The organism is Gleimia coleocanis DSM 15436, from assembly GCF_000159015.1.
Classification (GTDB): domain Bacteria; phylum Actinomycetota; class Actinomycetes; order Actinomycetales; family Actinomycetaceae; genus Gleimia; species Gleimia coleocanis.
This window is the reverse complement of record NZ_DS999541.1, coordinates 1-15,736: the sequence shown is the minus strand read 5'-3', so window position 1 is coordinate 15,736 and position 15,736 is coordinate 1. Positions and strand designations below refer to the sequence as shown.

Genomic DNA, 15,736 nt, shown 5'->3' with positions numbered 1-15,736 from the left:
AGCCATTATTAAACTACAGTTTTAAGGAGTTATTCCATGCCTATCCCCCTGCGTTCAGCTACCTCCACCAGTGGTCGTAACATGGCTGGAGCTCGCGCGCTTTGGCGGGCTACCGGCATGGGCGATGATGACTTCGGCAAACCAATCGTAGCAATCGCTAACTCTTTCACCCAGTTTGTCCCCGGACACGTGCACCTGCGTGACATGGGTAAAATCGTCGCCGCAACCATCACTGAAAACGGTGGGGTTTCCAAAGAATTCAATACCATTGCCGTAGATGACGGTATCGCCATGGGACATGAGGGAATGCTATATTCCCTACCCAGCCGTGAAATCATTGCAGACGCAGTAGAGTACATGGTGCGCGCCCACTGTGCTGATGCCCTGGTCTGTATCTCAAACTGTGACAAAATCACCCCAGGTATGTTGCTCGCCGCACTACGCCTAAACATTCCGACAGTATTTGTCTCTGGCGGGCCAATGGAAGCCGGTAAAAATATTGACCCTAGCCTGATCGTCGGCCCATCCGAACATGGACGTGGCAACCTAGTTACAGTTATGAACGCCACAGCTGATGATTCAATCTCTGACGCGGCCATCTCCGCCCTCGAAAAAGCAGCCTGCCCCACCTGCGGAGCCTGCTCAGGCATGTTCACCGCGAACTCCATGAACTGTTTAACCGAAGCCCTGGGGCTATCCCTGCCGGGTAACGGCTCAACCCTGGCCACCCATAAATCACGCGAAGCACTATTTGAAGAAGCCGGGCGCGTAGTCATGCAACTGGCACGCGACTACTATCAGCATGAGGATAAGAGTGTCCTGCCCCGTTCGATTGCCTCCAAAGACGCTTTCTACAACGCTATGACTCTTGACATGGCAATGGGAGGATCTTCTAACACAGTCCTACACCTACTGGCAGCCGCAGTGGAAGCAGGCATAGATTTCAACATTGACGATATTGGCGCATTAGGCGACACCGTTCCATGCCTATCAAAAGTAGCTCCAAACCACAATGACTATCATATGGAAGATGTACACCGTGCAGGTGGTGTACCCGCGTTATTAGGCGAACTGGACCGAGGTGGGCTACTTCGCCATACTGTTCGTTCCATCCATTCTAGGGACCTGCGTTCCTGGTTGGACGACTGGGATATTCGCGGAGGGCAAGCTACCGAAAAAGCCCTGGACTTATTCCACGCTGCCCCTGGTAATAAACGCACTACGGAAGCATTCTCTACTGACAATCGTTGGTCCACTTTAGATACTGACGCTACAAGAGGTTGTATCCGCGATGTAGCACACGCGTACACCCAAAATGGTGGCTTAACCGTTCTGCACGGCAACCTAGCTGCAGATGGCGCAATCATTAAAGCTGCTGGTATTGATCCTTCCCTCTTTCATTTTGAAGGTGAAGCAATAGTTTTTGAGTCTCAAGAAGAAGCCATTGAAAAGATTTTAGATAAAACTGTCCAAGCCGGACACGTCGTAGTTATCCGCTACGAAGGCCCCTCTGGTGGTCCCGGCATGCAGGAAATGCTTTACCCCACTTCCTTCATAAAAGGTCGTGGCTTAGGTAAGGAAGTTGCTCTGATCACTGATGGTCGTTTCTCTGGCGGCACTTCAGGTATTTCTGTGGGACATATTTCCCCTGAAGCAGCAGCTGGAGGCGTGATTGGCCTAATTGAAAACGGAGACCGCATCGTAATTGACGTACAGCAACGCCTATTGCATTTAGATGTATCGGATGAAGTCTTAGAGGCTCGTCGACAAACCCAGTTACAGCGTGAGCGCCCGTGGACACCTTTAACACGTAACCGCCAGGTATCTGCGTCGTTGCAGTTATATGCTTTAACTGCAACTTCTGCTTCATCAGGGGCCGCACGCGATATTTCACAAATCCAGCGACTTAACTAAAGTTTCGCCTGCCAGTTCCTTGGTTTATCCTAAACTGGCAGGCGTTTCCTATCTGCAATCCGCATTACCCTGTACGGGGCTACACTAAACGATACAACCAACCATACTTATCAGGTCGAGTCCCGTTTTGGATTCCAGTTAGTTCATCGTAAATCCACTGAGTAACTTCCCCGCCCTTTGGGCGCGCCTTAAAATTTTCTCCACCTAGTTCACCTATAGGAGTAACTACTGCAGCCGTACCACAGGCAAACATTTCAGTCACTTCTCCAGTTTGAATCCACTTAACCAGGTCGTCCACCGCAATCTGCGTTTCAAAAACTTCCCTACCTGAATCGTGTAGCAACGTAATAATCGAAGAACGCGTACCGCCTTCTAAAATCGTGCCTGTAACTGCAGGTGTTAGTATGCTTCCGTCGTTGCGTACAGCGAATACGTTCATCCCACCTAACTCTTCTAAGAAACGATTTTCTATTACGTCTAGGTAGCACACTTGATCGTATCCACGTGATGCAGCTTCCTGTTGTGGAAGTAACGATGCCGCATAATTTCCAGCGGTTTTCGCCGCTCCCGTTCCACCTGGTGCAGCCCGGTGATATTCTGTGCTAACCCAGATTTTCACTGGCTTTAACCCAGAAGCAAAATATGGTCCCACTGGGGAAGCAATCATTAGGTAAGTAATTTCTTTTGCAGAGTGAACACCTAAAAATGCTTCTGAAGCGAACATGAACGGGCGTAGGTAAAGTGAAGATCCATTAGTTTCAGGAACCCAAGTGGGATCTGCACGCACTGTGTCGATAATAGAGCTGAGGAAGTCTTCAACTGGCAGTTCAGGCATTGCCATTCGCCGCGCAGAGGCGTTGAAACGCGCGGCGTTAAACCCTGGTCGAAAACTCCAGATTGATCCATCCGCATGACGGTAGGCTTTTAATCCTTCAAAGACTTCTTGCCCGTAGTGTAGCACTGCTGCCGCTGGGGAAAGCTGGATTGGACCGTAAGGTTGAATGACTTTTTGTGTCCATCCGGTCTCAGGGGTCCACACTGCCCGAGCCATGTAGTCACTAAACATTTGACCAAACTTTAAATCTTTTAGGATTTTTATTTTAGCTTCCAAAGGTGTGGGATTAGGATGTACCGTTGGTTTAAAACGACCGGCAATTTCTGTGGCAACTGGAACCGACTGATTCCCCAGTTCTTCCAGGTAACTACGGGTTGGTTGAGTACTCATCTACGTCCTTTCCGAACCTGTTTTACAAAAGCCCATAATCATTTTCGAGGGCGGATTTTTAGCGTTCTTCGTATTATGAAGTTCGCCCTTCCGTCTACTTTAAAGGATTAGGAAGGGCGAACTCTCATGGGTTAGTTTCAGCGCGCTGCGGAACCGTCAGTGTAGTCTTCGTCGCGTGAAGACCAGCCGAAACTCTTTCGCAGAGCCTGACCGGTGGCTTCAATTGGGTGGGATTCGCCTTTAGCACGCAGTGCCAGGAATTCTGGAGCGCCAGCATCCTGGTCGTCGATGAAACGCTTTGCGAAAGCACCGGACTGAATGTCTGCCAAAACGTCCTTCATGTGGTCTTTTACGTCTGGGGTGATTACTCGTGGGCCGGATACGTAGTCTCCGTATTCTGCAGTGTCAGAGCATGACCAACGTTGCTTTGCCAAACCGCCCTCGTTAATCAGATCTACGATGAGTTTCAGTTCGTGACAGACTTCGAAGTAAGCGATCTCTGGCTGGTAGCCGGCTTCCACCAGGGTTTCAAAACCGTACTGGATTAGTTGGGAAACACCGCCGCAAAGAACTGCTTGTTCACCGAACAGGTCAGTTTCAGTTTCCTCGTTGAAAGTGGTCTTTACTACGCCCGCACGAGTTGCACCTACTGCCTTTGCGTAAGAGAGTGCCAGATCCCAAGCAGAACCAGAAGCATCATTTTCAACTGCTACGATTGCTGGCACGCCACGACCTTCCTCATACTGGCGACGTACCGTGTGTCCTGGACCTTTTGGCGCTACCATGCAAATGTCATGGGAAGCATCCGGGCTGATGTATCCGAAACGGATATTAAAACCGTGTGCGAAAAACAAAGCTGCGTCTGCTTTGAGGTTTGGAGCAATCTCAGAAGCATAAACGTGGCGTTGCACCTGGTCTGGGGTGAGGATCATAACTATGTCTGCACTGGCAACTGCCTGGGCGATTGGCGCTACTTCCAACCCTTGTTCTGCTGCTTTATTCCAAGAAGTGGAGCCTTCACGCAAACCTACTACTACCTGTACTCCGGAATCGCGTAGGTTAAGCGCATGTGCGTGCCCTTGTGAACCGTAGCCGATAATGGCAACTTTCTTATTTTGAATTAGTGACAAATCTGCGTCGTCATCGTAAAACATTTCAGCCATGATTATTCTCCTTTTAGTTGATCCAGGATGGCTTCTGGTCCACGGCTGATTGCCACTGAACCGGATTGGACAATTTCGATTAAACCATACGGAGAGAGAGCTCCCAGCAGGGCATTAAGTTTTTCTTCGTTTCCGATAGATTCGATGACTACGGATTCAGGGGAAACATCAACTACATGTGCGCGGAATAGTTCCACGATTTGTAGGACCCCGGTACGGCGACTTTCGTCGGCTCGTACTTTAATCATCATTAGGCGCCGTTGTACAGCGGGAATTTCTGAAAGGTCGACGATTTTTAGCACGTTTATGAGCTTATTGAGCTGTTTTACGATTTGTTCTACTTCGTTGTCGCTAGCTTCAACTACTAAAGTAATACGTGACACTTTAGGATGTTCTGTTTCTCCCACAGCAAGAGACACGATGTTGAAAGACCGTCGGGCGAACAGAGCTGTTACGCGGGTGAGTACGCCGGGCTTATTTTCTACGAGGACGGAAAGTGCGTGTTTTGCAGGCATTTTAGATCTCCTCATCCCATTCTGGTGCAATACCGCGAGCGTACTGGATTGCGTCGTTTGAGACTCCTGCTGCAACCATTGGCCATACTTGTGAGTCCTTAGATACGCGGAAGTCTATGAACACTGGACGGTCGTTCACGCTGAGCGCCCACTTGATCGCTTCATCTGCTTCTGCTTCAGTGTATACCCGTTTTCCTTCAATTCCGTATGCTTCTGCTAATTTTAAGAAGTTTGGTACTTCTTGGCCTGGTGTAGATAGTACGGTGTTTGAGTAGCGACTGTTGTAGAACAACGTTTGCCACTGCCTTACCATACCTAGTACCGAGTTATTTATGAGAGCTACTTTGATAGGAATGTTATTGATTACACAGGTAGCTAATTCTTGGTTCGTCATCTGGAATGATCCGTCACCATCAATTGCCCAAACTTTCGTACCTGGGTTGCCAACTTGGGCTCCCATAGCTGCAGGTATGCAATAGCCCATGGTTCCAAGTCCGGATGAGGATACGAATGATCCGGGGTTTCCAAATTCGATGAATTGGGCACTCCACATTTGGTGTTGGCCGACACCGGTTACGTAGATGGCTTCTGGCCCGGTCAGGTCAGAGATTCGTTTGATGACGTATTGTGGGGCGAGCATTCCGTCTGTGGGTTCTGCCCATCCCAATGGGTAGTCTGCTTTGAGTTTGTTAAGGAAACTCCACCAATTGTCTAGGTTTGGTTTGCCGTGTTCTTTATAGGCGAGTGGGATTTGCTGTTTTAGGGATTCTAGAACTGGTAGCAGGTGTCCAACTATTGGAGCATCTGCATGGCGTAGTTTCGAGATTTCTGCTGGGTCAATATCTACGTGGATTACTTTCGCGCGGGTAGCGAAGGAGTCGAGGTTACCGGTTACTCGGTCGTCAAAACGAGCACCGAGGGAGATTACTAGGTCTGCACGTTGTAGCGCTCCAACAGCTGGGACACTGCCGTGCATGCCTGGCATCCCTAGATGATGTGGGTCGGTGTCTGGGAATGCGCCTCGGGCTGGTAGTGTTGTAACGACTGGAATATCGGTGATTGCTACCAGGTCTTTTAAGAGGTGCGCTGCCTGTGCACGTACCAGTCCTCCACCAACGTAAAACACTGGTTTTTGTGATTGTGCGATGAGTGTAGCAGCTGCTACTACTTCGTCTTCTTTGGGTTCGTGGGCTGGGGAGTAACCCGGCAAGTCCATTACGGGTGGCCATACGAAGTCAAGCATTTCATTTTGCGCTGACTTGGTGATGTCTACTAGGATCGGGCCTGGGCGACCGGTATTTGCTAAGTGAAAGGCTTCTACGATTCGTGCTGGAATGTCTTTTGCTTCACGGACTATGAACCCGTGCTTTGTGATTGGCATAGCAGCTCCAATCACATCGGCTTCTTGGAATGCGTCGGTACCTATGAAATTCGTAGCAACCTGACCAGATATAACCACGATTGGTACGGAGTCCAAGTTTGCGTCAGCTAGGGCGGTGAGAGTGTTGGTTGCTCCAGGTCCTGAAGTTACGATGGCACACCCAATTTTCCCAGTTGAGATTGCATAGCCTTCTGCTGCGTGTCCAGCTCCTTGTTCATGGCGAATCAGAATGTGGCGTAGGTTTGATTCCATTAACGGATCGTAGGTGGGGAGGATAGCGCCACCGGGCATTCCAAATACGTCAGTTACCCCCAGGTTTTCTAATGTACGGATAATCGCTTGCGCTCCGGTTATACGTTCGGGAGCGGCTTGTAGGGTTTCTTCAGTATTCGCCGGTTTTTTCATGTCTGTGTCCATTCTGCCAGTGCTTATTTTGACTATAAAAAACCCCTTTCGGATGCTTCTAGCTTCGAAAGGGCCTGGCGTGTGATTCACCTATTTTCAAACAGCAGAACTCACACGCCATGACACAATGACCACGGCGTTAATAATGACTACGCTGTTTAGACTCATAATAAATTATTATACGCACCACATTTATTTTCTGAAAGCTGTCTCTTATTTTGGATATCTTCCCTCCAATCATCAATAGAGCATTCCTCATAAACAAAACCCTATAGCGCTTTTCGATACCAGCTCGTCTCTTTCCTCACAAACCATATAGGCATGCTTTTAAGCGTCGTTGCCCAGTCATAAAATTATTTCCGTGTTAAAGAAAATTATTGATTCGCTAAAGCGTAATAACCCTAGCCAAGCTAATACTCCTGTTGTATCCCCTGCAGAAAACACGGCTTCACACTTAACCGATAAAGAGTTTCACGACCGCTTAGCCCAGTTCTCTGCAAGTCAAACTGAACTTGCTGAACGACAAGCGGCAGCAGACCGCCTGATTGCACAAACTAACCTCGTAATTAAACTCGGCACGCTACTAATGGCTGCCGGAGCTGGCGCATACCGCGTAAAAACCGCTATGGCTCGCTTAGCCGCAGCAGTCGGCATTGAAAAAGTTCAATCTCAGGTAGGTCTTACTGAACTTGCTCTTACCGCGCATACCTCAGGCACATTCCGCACTGAAATCGTGGAACAACGCATCGTTGGCGTAAACGCTGACCGCATAGATGCCTTGCGAGTCTTCCTCCGCGATCTACAACCCGGCATGATTGTGGAAGATCTCGACCGAAAACTCGATGAGATCGCTGCCAAGCCTCACCTGTATTCCCGCCTACAACTGGCTCTCGCGTCAGGTTTCGGATGTGCGGGATTCGCTTTTTTAAACAAAGGCGGCGTTGTTGAATGCTCCGTAGTTCTCTTCGCAGCTTTCATTGGTCAATATTTGCGTTCCATCCTCTTAGGTAAACGCTTCAACCATGTCGCTACCTGGTTAGCCTGCGCAGTACTTTCCACCAGCTTCTACATCGCAGTCGTCTCTGTCCTACTCCAAACTACTATCATTGACAGTTCCCACCAGTCTGGCGTTATTTCCACGATTCTTTACCTCGTCCCAGGTTTCCCACTGGTTACTTCCATCCTTGACCTGGTTCGTCTAGATATGCTGGCGGGCATTGCACGTGGATTCTACGTAATGACTCTGATGGTTTCAGCTGGCGTAGCAACTTGGGCGGTAGTAAGCGTTACAAATTGGTCGGTGGAACCAACTGTGCACGTCCCTTCCAACCTGGTACTACTATTCGTAATGAATGCTTGCGCTACTTGGATAGCAGCGTTCTGCTTCGCAATTCTATTTAACTCCCCACTAAAGGTTGCGTTCACGGCTGGTTTAGTAGGGGCGATTCTTAACCCAATCCGGATTCTGCTAGTTCACTTTGGACTACCAAACCAGGGTCTGGTGGCGCTCACTGCCCTGCTAGTTGGTCTGGTAGCTTCCGCTATCGCTGCACAGACTTACTTCTCACGTGTTTCCTTATCCGTTCCCGCTGTGGTCATCATGATTCCTGGTGTGCCATTCTACCGCGCTATCACGGCATTGAACCAAGGTAGTTTCGAAACTGCTATGGCATCCGTTATGGAAGTTACATTCGTGATCTTAGCTATCGGCGCTGGTTTAGGATTGGCTCGCATTCTTACCGACCGTGGTTGGGCATTCGATCAAGTTAATCTACGTGCCGCTAAGCTGTCTCCGGAGTCCATACACACTGTCCGTTAGCCTTTTGAAAATTAGTTTCGGTGTAACAACCTACCAAAAAGGATAATGCACCGTAACTAAGTAACTAACGCATTACTGCTGGATTAACTTGCACAAGAATAATCAAGATTAACTGGCGTGTGGTGAAATACCACGCGCCAGTTTTCTATATTCTGCTTCTTTAACACGTAAACACATACACCCACGTAACCAAAAGATACAGATCTTATTTCGTATGTTTAAAACAAATAGGGTGGGACTTGCACTGAAGTCCCACCCTATTTGTTTTAAAACCCTAGGTTTTACAGACCACCCAGGATCTGCGCTACCAAAATCTTACCAATCATCGCAGCTGGGTAAACCAGTGCGTAGCCCAAAGCTACACGAGGATCAGCTCCGGTACGCGCATTTGCGAAAGCCAGAACTGCCGGCTGAGTCTGTGCACCACCCAGGATACCTGCGGTTTTAGTGCCACCCATCTTAAATACCCAACGCATAGTAACGTACAGACCAGTTGCCATGATGGTAGTTACTAGCATACCTAGAAGTAGGATCTGTACCCACTTGCCACCGGTAAAGGCTTCTGCAATCTGACCGCCCGCGGTAGTACCAGCCATTGCCAAGAAAACCAACAGACCAAACTCAGCTAATACTGCAGCTGCAGAAGATGGAATAGTGGTTACCAGCTTACCGATACGACCAATCTTGCCAAAGATCAAACCAACGATCAGAGTACCTGCTGCGGAACCGATAGAGAAGTATTCGCCAGTTGGAGTCAAAATTGGAAGTTCACCCAAAAGCACACCCAGAGTCATTCCCAAGCCCATGGCAATCGGGTTGATGTCTGTCAAGCCACGCGCGGAGTCCCCAAAGAATTTGGTAACTTCCTTCATAGTGTGGGTTGGAGCAACAACACGAACACGGTCACCCTGTTGCAGTACAGTGGTTGGTTCAGCGACTAAATCAATGTCACCACGACGAACACGGGATACGGTTGCATTGAACTTAATATCCAAGTCCAAAGATTCAATGGTACGGCCAGCGATCTTTGGATCAGAAACCGTAATACGACGGAAGTCTAGGAAGCGACGGTCAGCAATCAGAGAGTGAGTGGATGCATGTCCCAGTTCGTTTGCCAGAACCGTGATTTTTTCGTGTGGGCCAACAATGGTGATCAAGTCATCTTTATCCAAGGTGTCTTCCATCGCTGGAGTAAAGATTGGTCCGGTTTCACCGCGACGCAGACGAGAGAACGTCACTTTCTTATCTGCCAGTTCGTAAAGGGAAGCGACAGTTGGGCTGTCCGTACGTTCAACGCGGATAGTGCGGTTGCTTACTTCAGATGGCTTGTCAGTATCGTACTTGCCGTATGCTAGAGCAGCCAGCGAAGCAATCAGCATGCCAATCACGCCGAATAGGTACGCAACTGCGTAGCCGACAGTGGCAGTACCCGGGTCGCCAGATGCATGCTGAGCAGCGTGCAAAGCTGGAGTGTTAGTGGTTGCACCCGCAAAAGTACCTGCAATCAGTGCGATTGGCATCTTGAAAACGTATTTACCTACGCCATAGGCTGCGCCCGCAGCCACAACGTAGAGCGTAAGCATTGCGAAAATTGGTCCCAGAGCCGTCTTCAAATTGTGGAAGAAACTTGGACCAGAAGTTATACCAATTGCGAAAGCAAAAATGGCGAGGCCAAGAATACCTAGTTCATGTGGAATACGTACTTCGATCTCGTAAGCTTGCGCCCAAGCTGATAATCCGATTGCGAAGAAAAGAACTGCGGCAGCACCGAGGCTGACGCCCTTAAGCTTAACGTGGCCAAATGCCATACCAACGCCGAGCACCAGGAACAGCGTCAAAATAGGCTGGTCAGCCAAAAAATGAAAAACAGTAGTCACAGTAGATCTCTCCTGATTATGGTCAAGGCCTTCCTAGTATCTCATTAAAAAAATCAACCTAATGAGTAATAGTGCCTAGAGCGCCAATTCTACGACGTGAATTGGCTATTGTATAGGTCAGCATAAAATCCTCCCTTTGCTAATAGACAAGAGTGGTTTCCGCTTTCTAAAATGTCGCCGTCTTTCATCACCAGAATCAAGTCCGCGTTCTTAATTGTCGATAAACGATGAGCAATAACAAAAGAAGTACGTCCGCGCATTAACTGATCCATCGCTTTTTGCACGATCAATTCAGTTCGGGTATCCACTGAAGAAGTTGCCTCATCTAAAATTAAAATCGGCGCATCCTGCACCATTGCCCGAGCAATAGTGAGAAGCTGCTTCTGCCCCACAGATAGCTGCGTGTTATCATCTAAGACCGTGTGGTAACGTTGCGGCAAGGCTTGAATAAAATGGTCAATGCCTACGGTTTTACACGCAGCCTCAACTTCTTCCAAAGTTGCCGTTGGTCTACCGTAAGCAACATTTTCATAGACACTACCAGCAAACAGCCAGGTATCTTGTAATACCATGCAAAATTGCTCACGTAGGTTCTTACGACTTACGTAGGTAATATCCACCCCGTCAACTAAAATCTGTCCACTCTCAAGCTCATAAAAACGCATGAGCAGATTCACCAGCGTAGTTTTACCCGCACCAGTTGGCCCCACGATCGCAACCTTTTGCCCGGGGTGAGCATATGCACTGAAATTATTAATAACCGTTTTACCCGGCTCATAGCCGAAATGAACGTTACGAAACTCCACAGCCCCCTTTACAGCTCCTAAAGACTGTAACTGGTAAGGAACGCCCTCGGAAGAAATCCCATCAGGCAAAATCTCTTCCGCTTCTAAAAATTCAAAAATGCGTTCCGTAGCAGCACCTGTACGCTGCAAATTAGCAGCAGCCTGCGCAAACTGCTGCAAAGGCTCGTTCAACATACGCAAGTAAAGAGTGAAAGCAACAATCACACCGAAGGTAATCTGCCCATAGAAAACTAAAATACCACCAGCAACTGCCACCGATAAATACCCAAGGTTTCCCATAAAACGCATGATTGGCATCATCAACGAAGACACCCAACCCGCCTTCCAAGCTGCGTTGTACAAGTTATCGTTAGCGGCCCTAAATTTTTCTAATTCCTTTCCGAAACCGTTATACACCTTAACTACCTGGTGGTTTGAGAAAACTTCTTCAATATGCCCGTTAATCTCGCCCAATAGTTTCTGCTGCGCCACAAAATACTTACGCGATTTTTTCATTATCACAGTGGTAAGACTCATCCCAATCGCTACCGAACCTAACGCTACCAACGCCAGGATCCAGGAGGTGTAGAACATCAGCACCAGCACGGAAATAAACATTACTACCGAAAAGAAAAGATTCCCCAGGCTTTGGTTCAGCGTCTGCGCAATCGCGTCTACATCATTTGCTACGCGACTGATAATGTCACCGTAAGTAGCGTTATCAAAGAACTTAAAAGGCAGGCGGTTGATCTTTTCCGAAATACGGCGACGCAGATCCTTACCGATTCGTTGGGAAATCTCCGTTAAAAGGACTCCTTCAACTTGAGTAAAAACCATATTCAGCAGGTAAATTCCCAATAGGATCAGCAGAATCTTATTGACTGCTTGAAAATCAATACCGGTTTTAAAACCGGCGAGCATCAGGTCCGTCAGCTGCTTAAAATACCCAGGTGCCAGCGCGGTGAATAGAGTCGCAATTGAGGTGCCGGTAATCGCAACTACAATTATGGGCGTGAAGCGTTTAGAGTCTTTCGCCAGTTTTCGCAGTGCTGGACCAAGGTTTTTTGCTTTTTCTGGCATACGTGAATGAGGGCCGGCCATTCTATTCCCCTTCCAGTTCTGCGACGCTGAGCTGCGAGTTCGCAATTTCTTGATAAACGTCGCAGGTGTGCATTAGTTCTTGGTGGGTTCCTTGCCCCACAATGTGCCCGTTATCCATGACAATGATTTGGTCTGCGTCTCGGATTGAGCCGACGCGTTGTGCCACAATCAGTGTCGTCACATCTGCGGTGTGTTTTTTGAGTTCATTTCGTACCTGTCGGTCGGTACGGTAGTCCAAAGCTGAGAATGAGTCATCAAAAATGAGGATTTGTGGCTGCTTCGCGATTGCGCGGGCAATGGCGAGGCGTTGTTTTTGCCCACCTGATACGTTTTTACCAGCTTGTGCGATTTCAGTTTCGATTCCGTCAGCTTGGCTACTAACGAAGTCACTTACTTGTGCTATTTCGAGGGCGTTGTAAATACGCTTTTCGGTTTCTTCCTGGGTTTGAGTATTTTTGATACCGTAGCTAACGTTTGAGGCGATAGTTCCTTTAAATAGGACTGCCTGCTGGGTGACGTAGCCGAGTTTCTCATAGAGTTCTTCTAAAGCTAGATCTTTAACGTTTTGACCATCGATGAGGACTTGTCCGCCGGTGGTGTCATAGAAACGTGCAATTAGGTTTACTAGTGAAGTTTTTCCGCTTCCGGTTGCTCCGATAATGCCTACGGTTTGGCCAGGCAGAATCTGGAGGTTAATGTTCTCTAACGCATCTTCGCTGGCGTCGGGGAATCGGAAAGTGACGTTACGAAATTCAATTTCCCCTGCCTGGATTGGCTGCTTCTGCGCGGTGCCTGCAGGAGTATCTGCAATACTTGGTTCGGTTTCTAATACTTCTTTGATACGTCCGGCAGCTACAGAAGCACGTGGGTAAATGAATAGCACCATGGACATCACCATGAATGCCATCATGATTTGCATAGTGTAGTTTGAGAATACGACCATATCTGAGAATATTTGTAGTTTCTCTGGTTCTGTTGCTCCGTCAATGAGCTGGGCACCAACCCAGTAGATGGCTACAGTCAGTAGGCTGACGGTGGTAAAAATCATTGGGAATATAGTTGAAAAGCTCAGTCCTGTGAAGCGAGTTGCTGAAGTGAGTCGTTGGTTGGTAAGCGCAAATTTTTCTTCTTCACGTTTTTGGGAGTTGGTAGCATGTACTACTGGTAGCCCGACGAGGTGTTCACGAGTAACTCTTGAAATGTCGTCGGTGAATTCTTGCATTTGTTTAAAACGCGGAATTACTAGACGTAGCATTAGTCCCAATAGTGCAGCCATGGTAAAGACTGCGAGAGCGGTTACCGTTAGCCAGGCGTCACCTTTCCCAGCGATTTTGGTAACGGCGAGAATTACCATAACTGGCCCGCGTACCAACGACCATACGGCTGAGGAAATTAGCATCTGCACTTGAGAGACGTCATTGGTGGAGCGGGTGATCAGGCTGGCTGTTGAGAATTTGTTGATTTCTGCAGCACTAAAGGAGTTTACGCGGGTGAATAGGTCGTGGCGCAGAGACCGGGAGAAGCCAGCGGCAGTGCGTTCTACTATGTAGGCGGAGCTAAGCGAAGATAATATGCTTCCGAGTGCACAAAGTAGCATGAGTGCGCCGATACGCCAGATTTCTTCCAGGTGATTTCCGGGTGTTTGAGTGAGGATCGCGATATCAGCCATATAGTCTGGGATTTTTAGGTCGAACCAGACTTGGCAGATGATAAGTCCGACTACCAGGGTGAGACTTGCTCGCTGATTTTGGTTGAGGCGTTTTAGTAGGCTTCTCATTGTTTTTCCTCCTGGTAGTTGGCTTGGGTACTGCGGGCTAGTTTCCCAAGGATTCTCACGTATTCGGTGGCATCGTTAATGCCGATGCTGGCGAGCATTTTTTCAATGTAGTGCATTACCGAGGCATGGAATTCTTTGGCAGCTTCGCATCCGGTTGTGGTGAGTTCTACCAGGCAGCGTCGTTGGTCGCTGGGGTCGGTGGTGCGAGTAATCAGGGCTTTCTTTTCTAGGGTTTTCAAGATGGTGGCTATTCGCGCGCTGGTTAGGTTGGCGTGTTGTGCTATTTCCGAGGGCGTTACTGCCTGGTCTTGATGCATTAGGTAGCCTAACACCATGCCTTCACCACGTTGGGATTCAGCAAACTTTTGGTTGAATCCGTACTTGTTGAGGACGTGTACGTGGTGGATTAAGTCTACGGCTAGTGAAGTATAGTCGTTATGTGTGTAAGTCGTACTCAAAATCATTACCTAATATTATTAGCTATTTTCTTCTGAGAGTAATCATCTAATAGTATTAGGATTCTTTCAAGTTAAACTCCTTTAACGTGGGCTACCTTACCCTCACCAGTGACTAATACCCGGCTATTCTCAGTCAAGAAGGCAACTTCGCCTTTCTGTAAACAAAGATTCTGCACGTGAGTATCAATCTCTACCGAGCCTTCTAAACAAACTAAAAGCTCATTCAACGTATTCGTAAGCGCAACTTGCCCGCCCTCGAAAGAAAAAATCTCCACCCCAAAGTCAGCTACCGGCACCGCATACTGCACCACTGACACCCCTTGAAGCTGCTGTGCCACTGGAGTAATAATCGCCGGATCTTCGCTGTGGAAATTAGCACAGGACGCTAAACCCTGCGGATCAACATGTTTCTTCGTCAAACCAGCACGCAAAACATTATCTGAAGATGCCATAACTTCGAACCCAATGCCAGACAAGTAAGCATGCAGAGTTCCCACCGGAACAAACATTGCTTCACCAGCAGATAGCTTTACATGATTCATAGCCAACGCTAAGAGTAAACCAATGTCATTTGGAAAATGCTGATGTAAACGTAAAATCAGCTGCGCACGCTTCTGCACTCTGTCACAAACAGCAGAACCGGCGAGCTCACCGCAGCGAGCAACTGTTTCAGCAATCGCAAACGCAGAGATACTCACTTCGCCAGTGAGCACGCTTCGCAGATACTCGGCTAAACCAATTCTTTCAATATCAACTAGCGCTACGCGAGCATGACGCGTGTCCAAGGCAGTCAAGAACTCTGCAACCTCAGTTTCAGAGGTTATTCCGACCAGCGCTTCCCAGTCAGAGAGCGCAACTAAAAGCTCTGGCTTATGATTCCGGTCTTTAAAAATACGAGTAGGATCATTAAGCGGAATGTGTAGCATTTCCTCTTTACTATAGCCTGCCATGGCCTGAGTTTTAGAAGGATGTACCTGTACGGAGAGCGGCACGGCTGGCGCCAAAAACTTAACCAGGTAGGGAAGGCCAATATAATCTAGGAAGCCAGAACTGACTGGCTTCATAAAGCCAGTAGGGTTAGAAACCATCGTGATGAGTGGAATACCGTTTGATATACTGCTCTGCCCTTTAGGGTGGGTGCCGAACCAAAGTTCCGCGAACCTTTCGCTACCACGGTGCCAGCCAAGAAAATCGTAAAGGGTACGCTTATCACCCCAAGCATAATACTTGGGGTGCCCGTTTACCTTAAATAACTTTCCCATTCTTTTTATCTTAGCAGTGATCAAGTAGGAAAACTCAGCCGATGCTTGTCCTGC

General features: G+C 48.2%; 11 protein-coding genes. 2 read left to right on the top strand and 9 right to left on the bottom strand.

Annotated features, from left to right (window positions below):
- The first annotated feature begins 36 nt into the window (after positions 1-36).
- Positions 37-1,914 carry a dihydroxy-acid dehydratase gene (ilvD, locus tag HMPREF0044_RS01340; RefSeq protein ID WP_006546302.1) on the top strand — a complete coding sequence of 626 codons (1,878 nt, stop codon included), beginning with the start codon at positions 37-39 and terminating at the stop codon, positions 1,912-1,914.
- A gap of 79 nt (positions 1,915-1,993) precedes the next feature.
- On the opposite strand, the gene HMPREF0044_RS01335 is transcribed toward ilvD, so the two are convergent.
- The 4 genes from HMPREF0044_RS01335 to HMPREF0044_RS01320 form a co-directional block, all read right to left on the bottom strand.
- Positions 1,994-3,139, bottom strand: coding sequence for a branched-chain amino acid aminotransferase (locus HMPREF0044_RS01335; protein WP_006546301.1), 1,146 nt, complete (start codon positions 3,137-3,139; stop codon positions 1,994-1,996).
- 137 nt (positions 3,140-3,276) lie between these two features.
- Positions 3,277-4,302: a ketol-acid reductoisomerase gene (gene ilvC / locus HMPREF0044_RS01330; RefSeq protein ID WP_006546300.1), complete on the bottom strand. Its 1,026-nt coding sequence runs from the start codon at positions 4,300-4,302 to the stop codon at positions 3,277-3,279.
- Positions 4,303-4,304: 2 nt separating this feature from the next.
- Positions 4,305-4,817 (bottom strand): acetolactate synthase small subunit, encoded by a 513-nt coding sequence (gene ilvN / locus HMPREF0044_RS01325; protein WP_040312662.1) that lies wholly within the window; start codon positions 4,815-4,817, stop codon positions 4,305-4,307.
- A gap of 1 nt (position 4,818) precedes the next feature.
- On the bottom strand, positions 4,819-6,603 hold the full coding sequence (locus tag HMPREF0044_RS01320) for an acetolactate synthase large subunit (RefSeq protein ID WP_050754334.1): 1,785 nt from the start codon (positions 6,601-6,603) through the stop codon (positions 4,819-4,821).
- A gap of 361 nt (positions 6,604-6,964) precedes the next feature.
- On the opposite strand from HMPREF0044_RS01320, the gene HMPREF0044_RS01315 reads away from it, so the two are divergent.
- Complete coding sequence (locus HMPREF0044_RS01315) at positions 6,965-8,422, top strand: threonine/serine exporter family protein (RefSeq protein ID WP_006546297.1); 1,458 nt, start codon at positions 6,965-6,967, stop codon at positions 8,420-8,422.
- A 281-nt stretch (positions 8,423-8,703) separates the two neighbouring features.
- Here HMPREF0044_RS01315 and HMPREF0044_RS01310 read toward each other — a convergent pair whose 3' ends face one another.
- The 5 genes from HMPREF0044_RS01310 to manA form a co-directional block, all read right to left on the bottom strand.
- Positions 8,704-10,299: an aspartate:alanine exchanger family transporter gene (locus HMPREF0044_RS01310; protein ID WP_006546296.1), complete on the bottom strand. Its 1,596-nt coding sequence runs from the start codon at positions 10,297-10,299 to the stop codon at positions 8,704-8,706.
- A gap of 89 nt (positions 10,300-10,388) precedes the next feature.
- Entirely contained in the window at positions 10,389-12,185 is a 1,797-nt protein-coding gene (locus HMPREF0044_RS01305; RefSeq protein WP_050754330.1) for an ABC transporter ATP-binding protein, read from the bottom strand.
- A 1-nt stretch (position 12,186) separates the two neighbouring features.
- On the bottom strand, positions 12,187-13,962 hold the full coding sequence (locus tag HMPREF0044_RS01300; RefSeq protein WP_006546294.1) for an ABC transporter ATP-binding protein: 1,776 nt from the start codon (positions 13,960-13,962) through the stop codon (positions 12,187-12,189).
- Positions 13,959-14,420 (bottom strand): MarR family winged helix-turn-helix transcriptional regulator, encoded by a 462-nt coding sequence (locus HMPREF0044_RS01295; RefSeq protein WP_211205069.1) that lies wholly within the window; start codon positions 14,418-14,420, stop codon positions 13,959-13,961. The genes HMPREF0044_RS01300 and HMPREF0044_RS01295 overlap by 4 nt, the downstream gene beginning before the upstream one ends.
- 71 nt (positions 14,421-14,491) lie before the next feature.
- Positions 14,492-15,682, bottom strand: a complete 1,191-nt coding sequence (manA, locus tag HMPREF0044_RS07780) for a mannose-6-phosphate isomerase, class I (RefSeq protein ID WP_141553802.1) — start codon at positions 15,680-15,682, stop codon at positions 14,492-14,494.
- Positions 15,683-15,736: the final 54 nt, after the last annotated feature.